Origin of the sequence: Actinokineospora guangxiensis (assembly GCF_042657845.1) — a bacterium.
GTDB classification, from domain to species: Bacteria; Actinomycetota; Actinomycetes; order Mycobacteriales; family Pseudonocardiaceae; genus Actinokineospora; species Actinokineospora guangxiensis.
Map to the genome: position 1 here is coordinate 16,709 of NZ_JBHSKF010000018.1, position 14,315 is coordinate 31,023.

The 14,315-nt window shown below is 69.6% G+C and carries 19 protein-coding genes; 11 read left to right on the forward strand and 8 right to left on the reverse strand.

Translation table 11 applies throughout. The features are described 5' to 3' along the window. Window positions 1–101 precede the first annotated feature (101 nt). Window positions 102–254, forward strand: coding sequence for a hypothetical protein (locus ACFPM7_RS26585; RefSeq protein ID WP_378250530.1), 153 nt, complete (start codon window positions 102–104; stop codon window positions 252–254). Here ACFPM7_RS26585 and ACFPM7_RS26590 read toward each other — a convergent pair. Further along, complete coding sequence (locus tag ACFPM7_RS26590; RefSeq protein WP_378250531.1) at window positions 244–375, reverse strand: hypothetical protein; 132 nt, start codon at window positions 373–375, stop codon at window positions 244–246. The two genes, ACFPM7_RS26585 and ACFPM7_RS26590, sit on opposite strands and share 11 nt — an antisense overlap. A gap of 291 nt (window positions 376–666) precedes the next feature. Here ACFPM7_RS26590 and ACFPM7_RS26595 point away from each other — a divergent pair, with 291 nt between their 5' ends. From ACFPM7_RS26595 to ACFPM7_RS26610, 4 genes are read left to right on the forward strand one after another with little or no spacing between them, the layout of a single operon-like run. Further along, complete coding sequence (locus ACFPM7_RS26595; RefSeq protein ID WP_378250532.1) at window positions 667–1,002, forward strand: Scr1 family TA system antitoxin-like transcriptional regulator; 336 nt, start codon at window positions 667–669, stop codon at window positions 1,000–1,002. After that, window positions 999–1,193, forward strand: coding sequence for a DUF397 domain-containing protein (locus ACFPM7_RS26600; RefSeq protein ID WP_378250533.1), 195 nt, complete (start codon window positions 999–1,001; stop codon window positions 1,191–1,193). The genes ACFPM7_RS26595 and ACFPM7_RS26600 overlap by 4 nt, the downstream gene beginning before the upstream one ends. Further along, the gene (locus ACFPM7_RS26605; protein WP_378250534.1) at window positions 1,190–1,546 is read left to right on the forward strand and encodes a PASTA domain-containing protein; all 357 of its coding nucleotides are present in this window, start codon (window positions 1,190–1,192) and stop codon (window positions 1,544–1,546) included. Before ACFPM7_RS26600 ends, ACFPM7_RS26605 begins: the two co-directional genes overlap by 4 nt. Further along, window positions 1,543–1,893, forward strand: coding sequence for a nucleotide pyrophosphohydrolase (locus tag ACFPM7_RS26610; protein WP_378250535.1), 351 nt, complete (start codon window positions 1,543–1,545; stop codon window positions 1,891–1,893). The genes ACFPM7_RS26605 and ACFPM7_RS26610 overlap by 4 nt, the downstream gene beginning before the upstream one ends. On the opposite strand, the gene shbA is transcribed toward ACFPM7_RS26610, so the two are convergent. The 4 genes from shbA to ACFPM7_RS26630 form a co-directional block, all read right to left on the reverse strand. Further along, the gene (shbA, locus tag ACFPM7_RS26615) at window positions 1,890–2,495 is read right to left on the reverse strand and encodes an RNA polymerase sigma factor ShbA (RefSeq protein ID WP_378250536.1); all 606 of its coding nucleotides are present in this window, start codon (window positions 2,493–2,495) and stop codon (window positions 1,890–1,892) included. The genes ACFPM7_RS26610 and shbA overlap by 4 nt on opposite strands. A gap of 133 nt (window positions 2,496–2,628) precedes the next feature. Next, on the reverse strand, window positions 2,629–3,225 hold the full coding sequence (locus ACFPM7_RS26620; RefSeq protein ID WP_378250537.1) for a glucosaminidase domain-containing protein: 597 nt from the start codon (window positions 3,223–3,225) through the stop codon (window positions 2,629–2,631). 71 nt (window positions 3,226–3,296) lie between these two features. Beyond that, on the reverse strand, window positions 3,297–4,472 hold the full coding sequence (locus ACFPM7_RS26625; protein WP_378250538.1) for an endonuclease/exonuclease/phosphatase family protein: 1,176 nt from the start codon (window positions 4,470–4,472) through the stop codon (window positions 3,297–3,299). 67 nt (window positions 4,473–4,539) lie between these two features. Next, window positions 4,540–5,532, reverse strand: a complete 993-nt coding sequence (locus ACFPM7_RS26630; protein WP_378250539.1) for an SDR family NAD(P)-dependent oxidoreductase — start codon at window positions 5,530–5,532, stop codon at window positions 4,540–4,542. A gap of 107 nt (window positions 5,533–5,639) precedes the next feature. Between ACFPM7_RS26630 and ACFPM7_RS26635 the strand changes: the two genes are divergently transcribed. Continuing rightward, window positions 5,640–6,536: an AurF N-oxygenase family protein gene (locus tag ACFPM7_RS26635; protein WP_378250540.1), complete on the forward strand. Its 897-nt coding sequence runs from the start codon at window positions 5,640–5,642 to the stop codon at window positions 6,534–6,536. A gap of 44 nt (window positions 6,537–6,580) precedes the next feature. Next, a complete protein-coding gene (locus ACFPM7_RS26640) occupies window positions 6,581–7,759 on the forward strand; it encodes an RtcB family protein (RefSeq protein ID WP_378250541.1) in 1,179 nt (392 codons plus the stop codon). Between the two features lie 65 nt (window positions 7,760–7,824). Here the strand turns inward: ACFPM7_RS26640 and ACFPM7_RS26645 are convergent, their stop codons facing one another. The 3 genes from ACFPM7_RS26645 to ACFPM7_RS26655 form a co-directional block, all read right to left on the reverse strand. Further along, window positions 7,825–9,096 carry a restriction endonuclease gene (locus ACFPM7_RS26645; RefSeq protein ID WP_378250542.1) on the reverse strand — a complete coding sequence of 424 codons (1,272 nt, stop codon included), beginning with the start codon at window positions 9,094–9,096 and terminating at the stop codon, window positions 7,825–7,827. A 123-nt stretch (window positions 9,097–9,219) separates the two neighbouring features. Next, window positions 9,220–9,570: a metallopeptidase family protein gene (locus tag ACFPM7_RS26650; protein ID WP_378250543.1), complete on the reverse strand. Its 351-nt coding sequence runs from the start codon at window positions 9,568–9,570 to the stop codon at window positions 9,220–9,222. Beyond that, window positions 9,570–10,544, reverse strand: a complete 975-nt coding sequence (locus tag ACFPM7_RS26655) for a septum formation family protein (protein ID WP_378250544.1) — start codon at window positions 10,542–10,544, stop codon at window positions 9,570–9,572. The genes ACFPM7_RS26650 and ACFPM7_RS26655 overlap by 1 nt, the downstream gene beginning before the upstream one ends. A gap of 133 nt (window positions 10,545–10,677) precedes the next feature. Between ACFPM7_RS26655 and ACFPM7_RS26660 the strand changes: the two genes are divergently transcribed. The 4 genes from ACFPM7_RS26660 to serS all read left to right on the forward strand — a co-directional run bounded on the left by ACFPM7_RS26660 (window position 10,678) and on the right by serS (window position 14,314). Next, window positions 10,678–11,283: a hypothetical protein gene (locus ACFPM7_RS26660; protein WP_378250545.1), complete on the forward strand. Its 606-nt coding sequence runs from the start codon at window positions 10,678–10,680 to the stop codon at window positions 11,281–11,283. Window position 11,284: 1 nt separating this feature from the next. Next, window positions 11,285–12,451, forward strand: coding sequence for a glutathionylspermidine synthase family protein (locus ACFPM7_RS26665; RefSeq protein WP_378250546.1), 1,167 nt, complete (start codon window positions 11,285–11,287; stop codon window positions 12,449–12,451). A gap of 81 nt (window positions 12,452–12,532) precedes the next feature. Continuing rightward, window positions 12,533–12,973: a DUF350 domain-containing protein gene (locus tag ACFPM7_RS26670; protein ID WP_378250701.1), complete on the forward strand. Its 441-nt coding sequence runs from the start codon at window positions 12,533–12,535 to the stop codon at window positions 12,971–12,973. Window positions 12,974–13,057: 84 nt separating this feature from the next. Next, window positions 13,058–14,314, forward strand: a complete 1,257-nt coding sequence (gene serS / locus ACFPM7_RS26675; protein ID WP_378250547.1) for a serine--tRNA ligase — start codon at window positions 13,058–13,060, stop codon at window positions 14,312–14,314. Window position 14,315 lies beyond the last annotated feature (1 nt).

A 14,315-nucleotide genomic window follows, 5' to 3' on the forward strand; every position in this document is an offset into this window, starting at 1 on the left:
ATGACCGGACGGCCGAACCCCGCCACCCGCGCGACCGATCCGCCGGAGTGGTCCGCCGGGAGAAGCTGTGATCAGCGAAAACGAACCCACGGAGGTAGGAAATGATCACCGCAGTGCTCGTCTGGATCGGCGTCGTCCTGGCCCTCGTCCTGCTGCTCACCATGGCGCTGGGCCCGGCCATCGTCCAGATCGACAGCAAGCTCTACGAGCGCAAGCAGCAACGCCGCGCCGCGGGCGTCCGCCTCAACCACTAGCCTCCTCGGCCGCTTTCGCCCGAAGCTCCCGCAGCGCGTTCGCGGCGGCGTCGGCAAGCCGTTCGAGCGCCTTGCCGGAGAAGGAGACCTCGAAGCACTCGGTGTAGTGGCCGAACTGCATTTCCAGTTCATCGCCGTCGACAACGCGGTAGTTGATCTAACAGCTGTCACCGACCTGAGCCCACGTGCTGACACTCACGGTAGTGGTGTTCATGTCCCGTCCCTCGCTGATTTGTAGGTGGCAAGAGGGGATTCCTTTGCCACAAAAGAGTGGACCTTGGTCGGCTCCGACCTGCAACCACCTGGGCGGTACTATCAACGTTACGTTGCGCGATCAAGTCTCGCGCTGCGGAACAAGCCACCCAAGTCTTTCAGATCGGGTGCAAGGCACTGTCGAAACGAGGTGACCCTGGTGTCGGACGTGACAACGGGCTCAACCGTGCCGCGCCCGCGGGAGCTGACTGAGCTGCCCAACGTCACCGTTCAGGTCGTCCCCTTCTCCTGCGGGCTGCACCTCGGTGTGATGTCCGGTCCGTTCGTGATCATGCGCTTCCCGACCAACGGCGACGGGCGCGACTCCGAGCCGCCCACCGTCTACGTCGATGGATTCACCGGGGACCTGTACCTGGACAAGCCCCACGAGATCGACCGTTACGACCGCGCTTTCCACGATATCCGGGCTGTAGCCTTGAATGAGGGCAAGAGCGCCGCACGTCTCGAACAGGCAGCGAAGGAGCTGTACCCATGAGCGATGACAAGCTGACCGGTGTCGTGTGGCGCAAGAGCAGTCGCAGCAACGGCCAGTCCAACTGCGTTGAACTCGCCACGGACGGCCGTGCGTGGACCGCGATCCGGGACAGCAAGCAGGGTGGACGCGGTCCGGTCCTGTGCTTCTCCGCCGACGCCGTCCGCGCCTTCGTCTCGTGCCTCGACGCGTGATCGCCCGGAAGCTGGTCCTGGCGCTGGCGGTGCTGGCGGTCGCGGGCTGTTCGAGTCCGGCAGGCCCCGGCGCTCCGGTGAGCGTGCCTGAGGTGCCGACGCTCGCCCCGCCCAGCGACGCGGTCAAAGTGCTGGAGATCCCCGACGTCGTCGGCATGGAGCACCAGAAGGCGCAGGACACCCTGCAGGCGGCGGGCTTCTACTACCTCACCGAGGAGGACTCCACCGGCCAGGGCAGGATGCTGGTGTCCGACCGCAACTGGGTCGTGGTCGAGCAGGTGCCGTCCGCCGGGACGGCCGTCCCGCAGTCGGACAAGATCCTGCTGCGCTCCAAGAAGAAGACGGACCCGTGACCCTGGACGACCTCACCGCCCGCCAGCGCGCCTTCTCCGACGCCCGCGAGTGGCAGCGCTGGCACACCCCCAAGAACCTGGCCATGGCCCTGTCCGGCGAGGTCGGCGAGCTGACCGAGATCTTCCAGTGGCTCACCCCCGAGGAAGCCGCCCGCGCCTACGCCGACCCGGACACCCGCGCCCGCATCGACGACGAGCTGGCCGACGTCCTGCTCTACCTCGTCCGCCTGGCCGACGTCCTCGGCGCCGATCTCCTCGCCGCCGCGAACGCCAAGATCGACCGCAACGAGCACCGCTTCCCCAAGCCGCACCCGCTCACCGACCAGTACCGGCCGGCACCCGGCTAGCCGGGCCGGACGGCCGTCTTGCGCAGCCGGTTCAGCGCCCGGTGCTGGGCGACCCGGATGGCCTCGGCCGTGGTGTCCAGCGCCAGGGCGGTCTCGTGCGCGGACAGGCCCATCACGATGCGCATCTGCAGGATGTCGCGCTGGCGCGGGGTCAGGATCGACAGCATCGTGGCGGTCTGGTCGGCCAGTTCGCGGCGCAGGGTCAGCGCCTCGGGGCCGTCGTCGTCGCTGACGCGGTCGGGGGTGTCGGCGATCGGGTCGGACTTGTCGCGGGCGTTGGCCCGGTGCACGTCGGCGATCTTGTGCGCGGCGATGCCGTAGACGAACGACAGGAACGGCCTGCCCATCTGCTGGTAGGTCGGCAGCGCCCGGTAGACCGCGACGCACACCTCCTGGGCGACGTCGTCGGCGGTGCTGAACGAGCGCGGCAGCCGGCCGAGCTTGTTGCGGCAGTAGCGCACCACCAGCGGGCGCAGGAACAGCAGCAGCGCGTCGACGGCGCGTCCGTCGCCGGTGCCCGCCGCGCTCACATACGCGTCGACGTTCTCGCGCGAGATCCGGGGAAGTGGGAGTCTCGCGGGCTCCACCACCGTGCAGGACATCCGTTCCTCCTACGCCAGAAGGGCGACTTCACCCCTAACAGAGCGAGGAGGGCGGCACGAAATACCGGTTGCCGGAGATTTGTGCCCCGATGGCCCGTCTTTCTCGGTACGGACACCGCAGGGCACCGCCCGGTTACTCCGGGCTGTCGAGCCGGTAGAGGTCGTGCTGGTCCATTAGGCGGATCACCTTGCCCGCGTACTTCGGGTCGGTCGCGTAGCTCTTGGCGACCTCGCGGATGAACACCTTCGCGTCGTCGGCGAAGGGCAGCGCGTGGGCGTAGTACTTGCTGGTGCTGATCAGCCGCCCGTAGTCGCGGAAGGAGTCCTTCATCGACGGGTAGACCCGGAAGGCGGCGGTCGCGGGCTGGCACTCGGGGGTGCACTCGGTCGTCGGGTACTCGTGGCAGCCCGACGCGATCGGCCCCGGCCTGCCTGCCACGCACTTGAACCCGAAGAAGTTGCGGTGCGCGACGGCCAGCCTGCTCTCGCCCCACCCGGACTCCAGGATCGACTGCGCGGCCGTGACCGAAGCCGGGATGCCGTACTCCTCGGCCACGGCCTGCGCCACGGGCTCGACGGCGGCCAGGTACTCCGGGTCCACCGCCCCCGGCTCCAGCGCGGCCTCCCGGACGGCGTCCTGGGTGGCCACCTCTTCGGCAGCCTGGGCGGGGATGGCCGTCGCGGCCAAGAACACGCAGATGACCCCGGTTGTGGTCCACCATCGCTTCAATGTGACCTCCGCTCGTCTTTTCGAGCGTCGGTCGGCGTCGGCGGTCCCGCAACCGGGGTCACCCGGTTCAGCTACACCCGCAGATCGACCCAGACCAGCTTGTGGTCGGTGGCGTCGTTGAGGCGGTCGTAGGGGGTGCCGGGCAGCGGCCAGAAGACGCCGGAGCCGTTCGGGCGCAGGCCGCGGGAGGGCAGGACGTAGTCGGCGCGCAGGTTGCCGGGGGTGACGTCGTTGAAGTCGCCGGTGTCGAAGCGCGGGTCGCTCCTGTGGGTCAGGTTCGCGCCGCCCTGGCGGGCCGCGGCCTCCGTGCCGCCCGCCGAGGACGGGCGCACGTCGTGCACGCGCGGAGCGGTGAGCAGCTGCTGGATGGCGCCGGGGACGCTGTCGCCGTCGCGCTCGTCGGAGTTCTGGTCGCCCGCGACGACGAACCTCGCGCCCGGGGTCAGGCCGCCGCGCCTGCCCTTGTCGTCGTAGATGTAGCGGCTCTTGCCCGGGTGCAGGTAGTCGGCCCAGAAGCGGATCTCGTCGTGGTTGCGGGTGCCGTTGCGGTCCTCGGGGCCGTCGAAGACCGGCGGGGTCGGGTGCGAGACCAGGAAGTGCACGGTGTCGCGGCCGATGCGGATCGGCAGGTCCCAGTGCGACTTCGAGGACAGGCGGAAGGTCGAGAGGATCTCCGGGGAGTACCAGTCGCGCGGGGCGGCGGTGGCCGGGTCGTCGGGCAGCAGCGCGCCGGGCATGTCCTTCCAGCGGAAGTTCTGGAAGGTCCTGGCCGTGCCGATGGGGTGCTTGGACAGCACCAGCATCCCGTACTGGCCGGGGAAGAAGCCGAAGCCGAACGCGTCGTCGGCGGTGCCGGTGCGGCCGTCGCGGTTGAGGTCGAAGCCGCTGGGCACGCCCGTGTTCGACGGCGCGATGAAGGAGTACGGGTAGTGGATCGGGAGGGCGCCGTTCTGGCCGCGCTCCAGGTAGTTGTCGCGGAAGAGGTCGACGGCGGCGGGGGCGTGGTCGAACTCGTTGATCAGCAGCACGTCCGGGCGGACCCGCTGGATCACCTCGGCGACCTCGCGCGCCTGGGGGTTGTCCGGTGTCGAGAGGTCGGTGACGAGCTGGCCTTCGGCCGCGCGGTTCAGCGAGGCGTTGAAGGTGGCGAAGCGCACTGGGTCGCGGTGCGGGTGCGCCTGGGCGGGGGCGGCGACGACCGCCCCGGCGACCAGGGCTAACACCGGGGCGAGAAGCAGGTTCCTCACGAGCGTCCTCCAGGATGGGCGGCGGGTCACCTTCGCATCCTCGGGGGACGCCCGGGTGAGCGGAACCTTACGGTTCGACGCCGGTCCTGGCCACGCACAGGTCCCACAGCGCCGCGCGCTGGTCGGCGGTCTCCTTCGTCCACGGCCCGAAGTGCGTCGGGCGCGGCCTGCGGTCGTGCCAGAACCGGCCGGTCAGCCGGGTCGCCTCCGGCGCCGCGGCCAGCCAGACGACGGTGTCGGCGCCCTGCTCCGGGGTGCGCAGCAGCGGGCCCATCACCTTGTTGAACCCGGGCAGCGACGCGGTGACCCCGGGGGTGTCGGCCCAGCCGGGGTGGGTGCTGTGGGCGACGACGCCGTCCGGGCCGAGCCGCCGGGCCCACTCCTGGGCCAGCACGACCTGCATGCGCTTGGTCCTGGCGTAGGCGCGCGCGCCCGAGTACTCGCCGTCGGCGTACTGCGGGTCGTCGGTGCGCAGGCCGGAGGTGTACATGCCGCCCGAGGTCACGAACACGACCCGGCCGCGCGCGGCGGCCAGCGCCGGGCGCAGCAGCGCGGTGAGCAGGAACGGTCCGAGCACGTGCGTGGCGAGGGTGATCTCGTTGCCGTCGGCGGTCTCGGCCCGCTCGGGCGGCAGCGTCCCGGCGTTGTGCACGAGGACGTCGAGGCTGCCGTGCTCGGCGGCGAACTTCTCGGCGAACGCGCGCACCGAGGTCAGGTCGGAGACGTCGCACTCCTGGACCTCCAGGTGCGCGTCGGGGTGCTCGGCGAGGACCTCGTCGCGGGCGGCGGCCCCCTTCGCCGCGTCGCGGACCACCATGTGCACCGTCGCGCCCAAGGCGGCGAGCCCGCCGACGGCGGCCTTGCCGAGACCGGAGTTCGCACCCGTGACGACCGCCGTGCAGCCCTCCAGCGCATCCGGCGGCGGGTCGGCGGGCCAGAAGCGGCTGCGCACCGCAAAGCCGATCTTCGTGTACCCCGGCACGATCGTCCGGTCCATGACCGTGTCGACGATCCTGCCGATCCCCTTGCCGATCCTCGTGTCGAGGAAGTCCCCTGCCATGCCGGAAACGCTAACCGCGGCGGCGCGGTCCCGCCCGACGCTCTTGACAAGTGGCCCGCGTCACGCGAGGGTAGGTGTTACCGCTAGTAACAGGGAGGTGGGTCGCGATGGCGCGAACCCTGCAGCCGAAGGACGCCGAGCTGGTCGCGTCCCGACTCCTCGACGCGTCCGCGCGCGGCAGCTACGACCCGCACATCGACATCGACTGGTCGGCCCCGCTGGAGGACGGCAAGGCGTACATGCCGCTGGAACGGGTCTCCCTCTACGGCACCGACTTGTGGCGCGGGCTCTCCCAGGAGCAGCGCATCGAGCTGTCCAAGCACGAGATCGCCAGCATCGCCAGCGTCGGCCTGTGGTTCGAGATCGTGCTGATGCAGCTGCTCGTGCGCTACGTCTACGACCTGGACCCGCGCTCGGCGCACGCCCAGTACGCCCTCACCGAGATCGGCGACGAGACCCGCCACTCGATCATGTTCGCCAAGGCCATCACCCGCTTCGGTGCCCCCGCCTACGGCCCGGTGAAGCCCATCCACACCGCGGGCAAGGTCTACGGCGCGCTCGCGGGCGGCCCGTCGATGTTCGGCGCGGTCCTCGTCGCCGAGGAGGCCACCGACCGCCTCCAGCGCGCCACCATGGACGACCCCGACATGCAGCCGCTGATCCGCATGGTCAACCGCATCCACGTCGTGGAGGAGGCCCGCCACGTCCGCTTCGCCCGCGAGGAGGTCCTGCGCGAGGTCCCCAAGCTCAACCGCGCCCAGCTGGAGGCCCACCGCTGGCTGCTGGCCCTGACCGCCTTCGGCGTGATGGACGCCCTGGTCAACCCCAGGGTCTACCGCTGCGTCGGCATCGACCCCCGCCAGGGCCGCGCCGCCGCGCTGGCCAACCCCCACCACCGCGAGACCCGCCGCTGGATGACCGAGAAGGTCACCGGCTTCCTCGCCGAGGCCGGACTCGTCGGCGGGCCGTCCAAGCGGGTGCTCAAGGCCGCGCACCTGATCTGATAACCGGTCGACTGAAACCCCTTGTCCCGCTTACTGTTCCGGGCATGGCAGCAACCACGATCCCGGGGCAGCACGTCGACATCCGCCTGTGGACCCGACCGGACTCGGTCGAAGACCAGGCGATGCGGCAGCTGCACAACATCGCTGCGCTGCCGTGGACCTTCAAGCACGTCGCCGTCATGCCGGACGTGCACTACGGCAAGGGCGCCACGGTCGGCTCGGTCATCGCCATGCGCGAGGCTGTGTCCCCGGCCGCGGTCGGCGTCGACATCGGCTGCGGCATGACAGCGGTGCGCACGTCGCTGACCGCCGAGGACCTGCCCGCCAGCCTGGCCCCGCTGCGCGCCGCCATCGAGGCGGCGGTGCCGGTCGGCTTCGCCATGCACCGCGACGCGGCCTTCGACGGCCGCGACGCGGGCGACTGGGGCGCGTTCTGGAAGAGCTTCGACGGCCTGACCGACACCACCAAGCTCGACCGCTCGCGCGCGGTCAACCAGATGGGCACGCTCGGCGGCGGAAACCACTTCGTCGAAGTCTGCCTGGACACGACCGGCCAGGTCTGGCTGATGCTGCACTCGGGCTCGCGCGGCGTCGGCAACATCCTCGCCCAGCACCACATCGCCGTCGCCCGCGACCTGACCCACAACGCCGAACTCCCCGACCGCGACCTCGCCGTCTTCCTCGCGGGCACCGCCGAGATGACCGCCTACCGCCGCGACCTGTTCTGGGCCCAGGACTACGCCCGCCGCAACCGCGCCGTCATGCTCCGCCTGGTCAGCGACGCACTGCTCACGCACTTCCCGACCACCACGTTCGACGAGCCGATCTCGGTGCACCACAACTACGTGGCCGAGGAAGTCCACTTCGGAGAGGAGGTCCTGGTCACCCGCAAGGGCGCCATCCGCGCCGGCCTCGGCGACCTGGGCATCATCCCGGGCTCGATGGGCACCGGCTCCTACATCGTCCGCGGCCTCGGCAACCCGGACTCCTTCGAGTCCGCCTCCCACGGCGCGGGCCGGCGCATGTCCCGCACCAAGGCCCGCAAGCAGTTCTCCGCCCGCGACCTCGCCGCCCAGACCCAGGGCGTCGAGTGCCGTAAGGACTCCGGCGTCGTGGACGAGATCCCGGCGGCGTACAAGGACATCGATGAGGTGATCCGCGACCAGTCCGACCTGGTCGAGGTCGTCGCGAAGCTCAAGCAGGTCGTCTGCGTCAAGGGCTGAGCCGCGCAGCGGTTCGCGCGCAAGACGTGCAGCCCCGGCAGCTCCATGCTGCCGGGGCTGCACGCTCACATCATCACGATCTCCTCAGGGCGTCGAGCGCTGATCTTGGACGCGTAGGTCGCGCTGATGTCGTCCAGAAGGGCGTCCACGTCACCGCCATGGCTGATGAAGGACATCCGGCGCACCTCGTCGCTGAGGTGCCTGCCATCGATGAGCAGGATCGGGTACTGGTCCTCGATGATTTCCAACTGAGCTGCGCGGCTGAAGACGCCAGTGGTGACGTAGACACCGATCCAGCCCCGGCGCAGGCGTGCCACCACTCGCGCGATCTGCTCCGCGCTGACCGAGTTCGTGGGGAGTATGCACTTGGCTTGGCCGAGGACGACGAGACGGACCATCGCATCACCACCACCGGCATCGAGCCTGCCGACGAAGTCGGCACCACCGTCGCCGGACCCCCGGGTCACCCATCCTTCGTGGTAGACACCACCCCTGCTGCGCAGCAGGCTGCCGGCCACCTGCGAGGCCAGGAGTTCGAACTGGTGCTTGTTGCGGTCGAAGTGCTGGTAGATCTTCCCGAGCAGACGATCTTCGGCTGACCCGGGCGTCGGTCGTTGTTCGGCAGCCGTGCGCACTTTGCTCGTCGCGACGCGTCGGCGAAGCCGAGGTAAGGCAGGTTCCCCCAACTCAATCCATTCTCGCCACGCCTTCGGCGCGAACCGCAGGGTCTCCGCACTCGACAGGGAGGTGTCGCGGCGATCGTCCAACCATCGGAGATCAAGCTGGTCGCCATCTTCGGCCAAGTTCAGAACGGCCAGGTCGAACGCAAAGTTCGCGAAGGACCGGCTGCTCCTCGGATCACGCTGGACGACGTACTCAAGACGTTCCATGACGGCGAGCCCGCAGAATTCCACGTGCCCTTTGACGACCTTGCCGACCGTCACCGATCGCAGCAGTAGCAATGGAACTGCCTGGAGTCGTTCGTCTGGTGTCACCCCGCCGTGGGCGGTGCGAGTCTCAGCCAGAGCTGCATTGCCTCGAGAACTGCCGAACGCCAGGCCATCATCGACCTTGTGGTCCCCGTAGTAGCGCACGTAACCGTTGTCCAGGTCGTATACGTCGTGCCAGGGAGTGGATTCCTGGCCGGCTTTCCATGGGCTGGACCGCAGCACTAGGACGGGACGGCGGGGGCCGTCAGTGGCGCCTACCTTCTTGGTCAGATTGATGCCGCTGGACAGCGAGATGCGAACCCCGTCCTGCGCGGCCAACAGGTGGTGGACATTCGGATATCCGTCAACCACGGGTTCGTCAGCTGATGCGCCGTAGGCATTACGCATAGTTGACAACATGGCCAGATGTCGCCGAGGAGAAGTACCCACGAAAGTATGATGACAGAGGCCGACGACACTCAGGGTCAAGAATAGGGTCGTGTGGAACTGCAGTGAACTGCGCTGGCCGGGTCAGCCCCAGCCGAGTTCGTGCAGGCGGTCGTCGTCGATGCCGAAGTGGTGGGCGATCTCGTGGACGACGGTGATGGCGACCTCGTCCACCACATCCTCTTCGGACTCGCAGATGTCCAGGATCGCCTCGCGGTAGATGAAGATGCGGTCCGGCAGGTCGCCGCCGTACTCCCACGTCCGCTCGGTCAGGGCGGTGCCGTGGTAGAGGCCGAGCAGGGTCGGTTCCTCGGGGTCGCGGTCCTCGACCAGGACGACGACGTTGTCCATCGCGGTCTGGAAGGTCTCCGGGATCAGGTCGAGGGCGTCGGCGACCAGTTCCTCGAAGCGGGTCTTGGTCATCTCGACCGGCATCAGCGGCTCGGTGTGGTGGTGGGGGGTGCGGTGGGGGAGGGCTTGGTGGTGGTGGGCTTGTTGCCGCGGACGCTGCCGGTGACCGGGGCCAGGCCGGTGTCGTCCTTGAGCTTGGCGGCCACCTTGCAGTCGACCTTGCGGGAGCCCGCCGCCCAGCTCTCCTCCTTGAGGGCGTCCGGGTAGGGGATCAGGCCCTTCTTGGAGAGGTCGACGCCGTTGGTGTACTCCTTGGTGACCGCTTCGCAGAGTTCGATGGCCTTCTCGATCTGCTTGTCCTCGGCGGGGAAGTCGCCGGGGAAGGCCTTGGCCAGGTCGACGTTGCCGACGATCTCGACCGCGTGCGGCTCCTCGCAGGGGACGGGGTCGCCGATGGTCTGGCCGTCCAGGGCCAGGCAGGTGCCGGGCTCGTGGATGCCGGACTGGTCCTGGCCCGCGGCCGAGCCGGTGGTGGGCAGCAGCGCGCCGCTGCGGCTGGCCGTCTGCACGCCGCAGCGGAGCTTGCGGTCGCCGTCCTCCCACTGGGCGGGACTCGGTTTGAGGGCGTTGGCCTTGTAGCGGCCGTGCGGGTCGAGGGTGCCGCCGAGGTAGTCGGTGACGCCGGGTGTGCACTTCTGCACGGCGAGTTCCTGCCAGCGGGCGACCTCGGGCGGCGGGGCGTCCTCGCCGAACTCGGCGGTGATGTCGATGTTGCTGGTGACCTCGAACAGGTGCGGCTCGGCGCAGTCCACCCTGCGCATGTCCGAGCCGTCCGGGGCCGTCCAGGTCAGGCAGCTGCCCGCGGGTGAGTCCAGAGCCTGTTCGCGCAGGTCATCCGGGGTGGGGCCGGCTTCGGCCCGGCCGCCGCCGGGGGTCACCGGCCAGGACAGCGCCATGCTGGTGAGCAGCACGAAGACCGCCCCGGCGCAGACTGCGATCATCAGCAGCCGGGTGCGCATTTTCTCGGCCAGGCGAAACCAGCCACCGCGTCCAGACATCTACTCCATGATGCCGTGTCCGGCGACGGGCAGCGGCCCGCGGGAGTGAAATGGTCGCCACGTTGATTGCGATCGGGCCAATCCCGCGACGTCGGTGCTGGTCTCGACTAGTGTGCGCGCTTGGGAGTGGTTCATGACTGACAACGACAGGCCGCCGCCGTACCAGGCGCCCGAGCCCGACGACGGCAACAGCCCGCCCGCCGACGCGCCTGCCCGCAGGCCGGGGTCCATCAACTACCAGGACCCCAGCTCCACGGCCCGCCGCGAGCCGAGCCTGGCCGAGCGCCGGGCCCGGCAGGAGGCCCAGCGCCGGGCCCGCGACGCCGAGTACCGCGCCGCCGCCGAGGCCGAGGAGAAGGCCAAGAAGCGCAAGCGCATCCTCATCGGCACCGGCGTCACCGTCGGTGTGGTGGCTCTCATCGCCGTGATGTACGCCGCATCGCAGCCCGACGAAGTCACAGCCCAGTGCGTCGACGAGAGCGGCGTGATCGTTGACGACGACTACTGCGACGACAGCTACGCGCGCAGCAACGGCGGCTACACCAGCGGCGGCTTCATCTTCATCGGCGGGACGTCCTACCGCTACAACTACGGCGGCTCCGGCACCGTCGGCCAGCGGGTGAGCGGCGGCTCCTACGCCAAGCCGTCCTCGGACACCACCGTCAAGACCAACAGCGGCAAGACCGTCCAGCGCGGCGGGCTAGGCGTCGGCGGCAGCGGGAAGAGCGGGGGCAGCTGACGTGCGTCGTGAGCGGTCCCGGCCCAGGCCGGACTGGCGCGCCAAGGTCGAGTCGCAGGGGCTGGTCTTCGGCCTGCCCGCGCGCTACGGCGACGGCGGCTCGCGGCCGTACTGGGACGAGTCCGTCCACTATGTGTTCGAGATGGACGAGATCCTGTCCATCGAGGCCGATGTGGAGCTGCTGCACTCGATGTGCCTGGACGCCGTCGAGAACGTCATCCTGATGGAGCGCTACCGCGACTTCGGCATCCCCGAGTGGGCCTGGCCGCACATCGCCGAGTCGTGGAAGCGCCACGACCCGCACGTCTACGGCCGCTTCGACCTGCGCTACGACGGCTCCGGCCCGGCCAAGCTGCTGGAGTACAACGCCGACACGCCGACCTCGCTGCTGGAGGCCGCGGTCGTGCAGTGGTTCTGGAAGACCGAGGTCTTCCCCGACGACGACCAGTGGAACTCGCTGCACGAGAAGCTGGTCGAGCGCTGGACCGAGGTGGCCGGTCAGCTGGCCTCCCGCGAGGTGCACTTCACCTGGTCGGGCGCCGACCCCAGCGGCGAGGACCACATCACCACCGCCTACCTGCAGGAGACCGCCGCCGAGGCGGGCCTGGACACCATCGGCCTGGCCATCGAGGAGATCGGCTGGGACACCGAGCTGGAGCGCTTCGTCGACCTGTCCGACTCGATGATGTCCACCGTGGTCAAGCTCTACCCGTGGGAGTGGGCCGTCGGCGACGACTTCGGCCGCAAGGTGGTCGAGTCGCTGCCCGCGACGCTGTGGGTCGAGCCGCTGTGGAAGATGCTGCTGTCCAACAAGGCGATCCTGGCCGTGCTGTGGGAGATGTACCCCGGCCACCCGAATCTGCTGCCCGCCTTCCTCGACCAGCCGGGCATCCTCACCGAGTACGTCCGCAAGCCCAAGCTCGGCCGCGAGGGCGCCAACGTGCAGATCGTCGCCCCGGGCTACGAGACCAGCACGGGCGGTGTCTACGGCGAGGAGGGCTTCATCTACCAGGCCTTCGACCCGCTGCCCGAGTTCGACGGCTACCGCCCCGCGCTGGGGGCGTGGATTGTCGGCGACCACGCCGCGGGTCTGGGCATCCGGGAGACCGCCGGCCTGGTCACCGACGACGGCGCGGCCTTCGTCCCGCACAGAATCACCAGCGGCTAGACCCCGCTTCCCCGCGAACCCTGTAGTACCCGAGTAGCACGGAGGACCCCTGTGACCAGCAACCTCGCCGCGGCGACCGTGATGGCGCTGCCCGAGAACTTCGGCGCGGACCTGGCCCGCGGCATCGGCGCGATCGTGCTGTACGCCATCGTCGGCCTGGTCCTCATGCTGATCGGCTTCTACGCCATCGACTGGACCACCCCGGGCAAGCTGTCCGAGCTGGTGCGCTCCGGCAAGCCGAACGCGGTGATCGTGACCGCCTCCGGCATGGTCAGCATGGCGCTGATCATCGTCGTGGCGATCTTCTTCTCGGCCAGCGACCTCACCGCGGGCCTGATCACCTCGGTCGTCTTCGGCCTGCTGGGCATCATCGTGCAGGTGCTGGCCGTGCGGACCCTGGAGTGGGTGACCAAGCTCGACGTCGGCAGCACCATGGAGGACGACCGCTTCGCCCCGGCCAGCGTCGTGGTCGCCGCCGTGCACATCGCGCTCGGTCTGATCGTCGCGGTCGCCATCTCCTAGACGCCGGCCCCCACAGGACGCCTATCTCGTAGGACGGCTATCTCGTAGGACAGCTGTCAGCACAGGGGACTACCCTCACCCACTGTGATTGACCTCAAGGTTCTGCGCGAAGACCCGGAGACCGTGCGCGCCTCGCAGCGCGCCCGCGGCGACGACCCGGCGGCCGTCGACGCCCTGCTGTCGGCCGACGAGCGGCGCCGCTCCGCGATCTCCCGCGCGGACACCCTGCGGGCCGAGCAGCGCCAGTTCGGCAAGCTCGTCGGCAAGGCCAGGGGCGAGGAGCGCGAGGCGCTCATCGTCAAGGGCAAGGAACTGGCCGCCGAGGTCAAGGCCGCCGAGGCCGAGCAGGGCGAGGCCGAGACGGCGTTCGAGGCGGGCCACCGCGCCCTGTCCAACGTCGTGCACCCGGCCGCGCCCGTCGGCGGCGAGGACGACTACACCGTGCTGGAGACGGTCGGGCAGCCGCGGGAGTTCGACTTCACCCCGCTGGACCACCTCGACCTCGGTCTGCGCCTCGGCGCGCTCGACATGGAGCGCGGCGCGAAGGTGTCGGGCTCGCGGTTCTACTTCCTCACCGGGGTCGGCGCGCAGCTACAGCTCGCGCTGCTGAACATGGCCGCCGCCCAGGCGACCGCGGCGGGCTTCACGCTCATGGTGCCGCCGGTGCTGGTGCGCCCGGAGATCATGGCGGGCACCGGCTTCCTCGGCGCGCACGCCAGCGAGATCTACCGGCTGGAGGAGGACGACCTCTACCTGGTCGGCACCTCCGAGGTCGCGCTCGCCGGCTACCACGCCGACGAGATCATCGACCTGCGCGAGCCCAAGCGCTACGCGGGCTGGTCGACCTGCTTCCGCCGCGAGGCGGGCTCCTACGGCAAGGACACCCGCGGCATCATCCGCGTGCACCAGTTCGACAAGATCGAGATGTTCTCCTACTGCAGGCCCGAGGACGCCGAGGCCGAGCACCAGCGGCTGCTGGACTGGGAGAAGGAGATGCTCGCCAAGATCGACGTGCCGTACCGGATCATCGACACCGCGACCGGCGACCTCGGCTCCAGCGCGGCGCGCAAGTTCGACTGCGAGGCCTGGGTGCCGACGCAGGGCGCCTACCGCGAGCTGACGTCCACATCGAACTGCACGACCTTCCAGGCCCGCCGCCTGTCGGTGCGCTACCGCGACGAGAACAACAAGCCGCAGGTCGCCGCCACCCTCAACGGCACGCTGGCCACGACCCGCTGGATCGTGGCGATCCTGGAGAACCACCAGCAGGCCGACGGCTCGGTCGTGGTGCCCGAGGCGCTGCGCCCGTTCCTCGGCCTGGAAGTCCTGCGCCCGGTCTGAC

Excerpts from the sequence above, each read along its gene's own strand:
- ACFPM7_RS26645 (WP_378250542.1), bottom strand. The coding sequence starts at position 9,096 with ATGCGTAATGCCTACGGCGCATCAGCTGACGAACCCGTGGTTGACGGA.
- ACFPM7_RS26655 (WP_378250544.1), bottom strand. The coding sequence starts at position 10,544 with ATGTCTGGACGCGGTGGCTGGTTTCGCCTGGCCGAGAAAATGCGCACC.
- ACFPM7_RS26585 (WP_378250530.1), top strand. The coding sequence starts at position 102 with ATGATCACCGCAGTGCTCGTCTGGATCGGCGTCGTCCTGGCCCTCGTC.
- ACFPM7_RS26670 (WP_378250701.1), top strand. The coding sequence starts at position 12,533 with ATGGCGCTGCCCGAGAACTTCGGCGCGGACCTGGCCCGCGGCATCGGC.
- ACFPM7_RS26635 (WP_378250540.1), top strand. The coding sequence starts at position 5,640 with ATGGCGCGAACCCTGCAGCCGAAGGACGCCGAGCTGGTCGCGTCCCGA.
- shbA (WP_378250536.1), bottom strand. The coding sequence starts at position 2,495 with ATGTCCTGCACGGTGGTGGAGCCCGCGAGACTCCCACTTCCCCGGATC.
- ACFPM7_RS26650 (WP_378250543.1), bottom strand. The coding sequence starts at position 9,570 with ATGCCGGTCGAGATGACCAAGACCCGCTTCGAGGAACTGGTCGCCGAC.
- ACFPM7_RS26600 (WP_378250533.1), top strand. The coding sequence starts at position 999 with ATGAGCGATGACAAGCTGACCGGTGTCGTGTGGCGCAAGAGCAGTCGC.
- ACFPM7_RS26630 (WP_378250539.1), bottom strand. The coding sequence starts at position 5,532 with ATGGCAGGGGACTTCCTCGACACGAGGATCGGCAAGGGGATCGGCAGG.
- ACFPM7_RS26640 (WP_378250541.1), top strand. The coding sequence starts at position 6,581 with ATGGCAGCAACCACGATCCCGGGGCAGCACGTCGACATCCGCCTGTGG.
- ACFPM7_RS26660 (WP_378250545.1), top strand. The coding sequence starts at position 10,678 with ATGACTGACAACGACAGGCCGCCGCCGTACCAGGCGCCCGAGCCCGAC.
- ACFPM7_RS26590 (WP_378250531.1), bottom strand. The coding sequence starts at position 375 with ATGCAGTTCGGCCACTACACCGAGTGCTTCGAGGTCTCCTTCTCCGGC.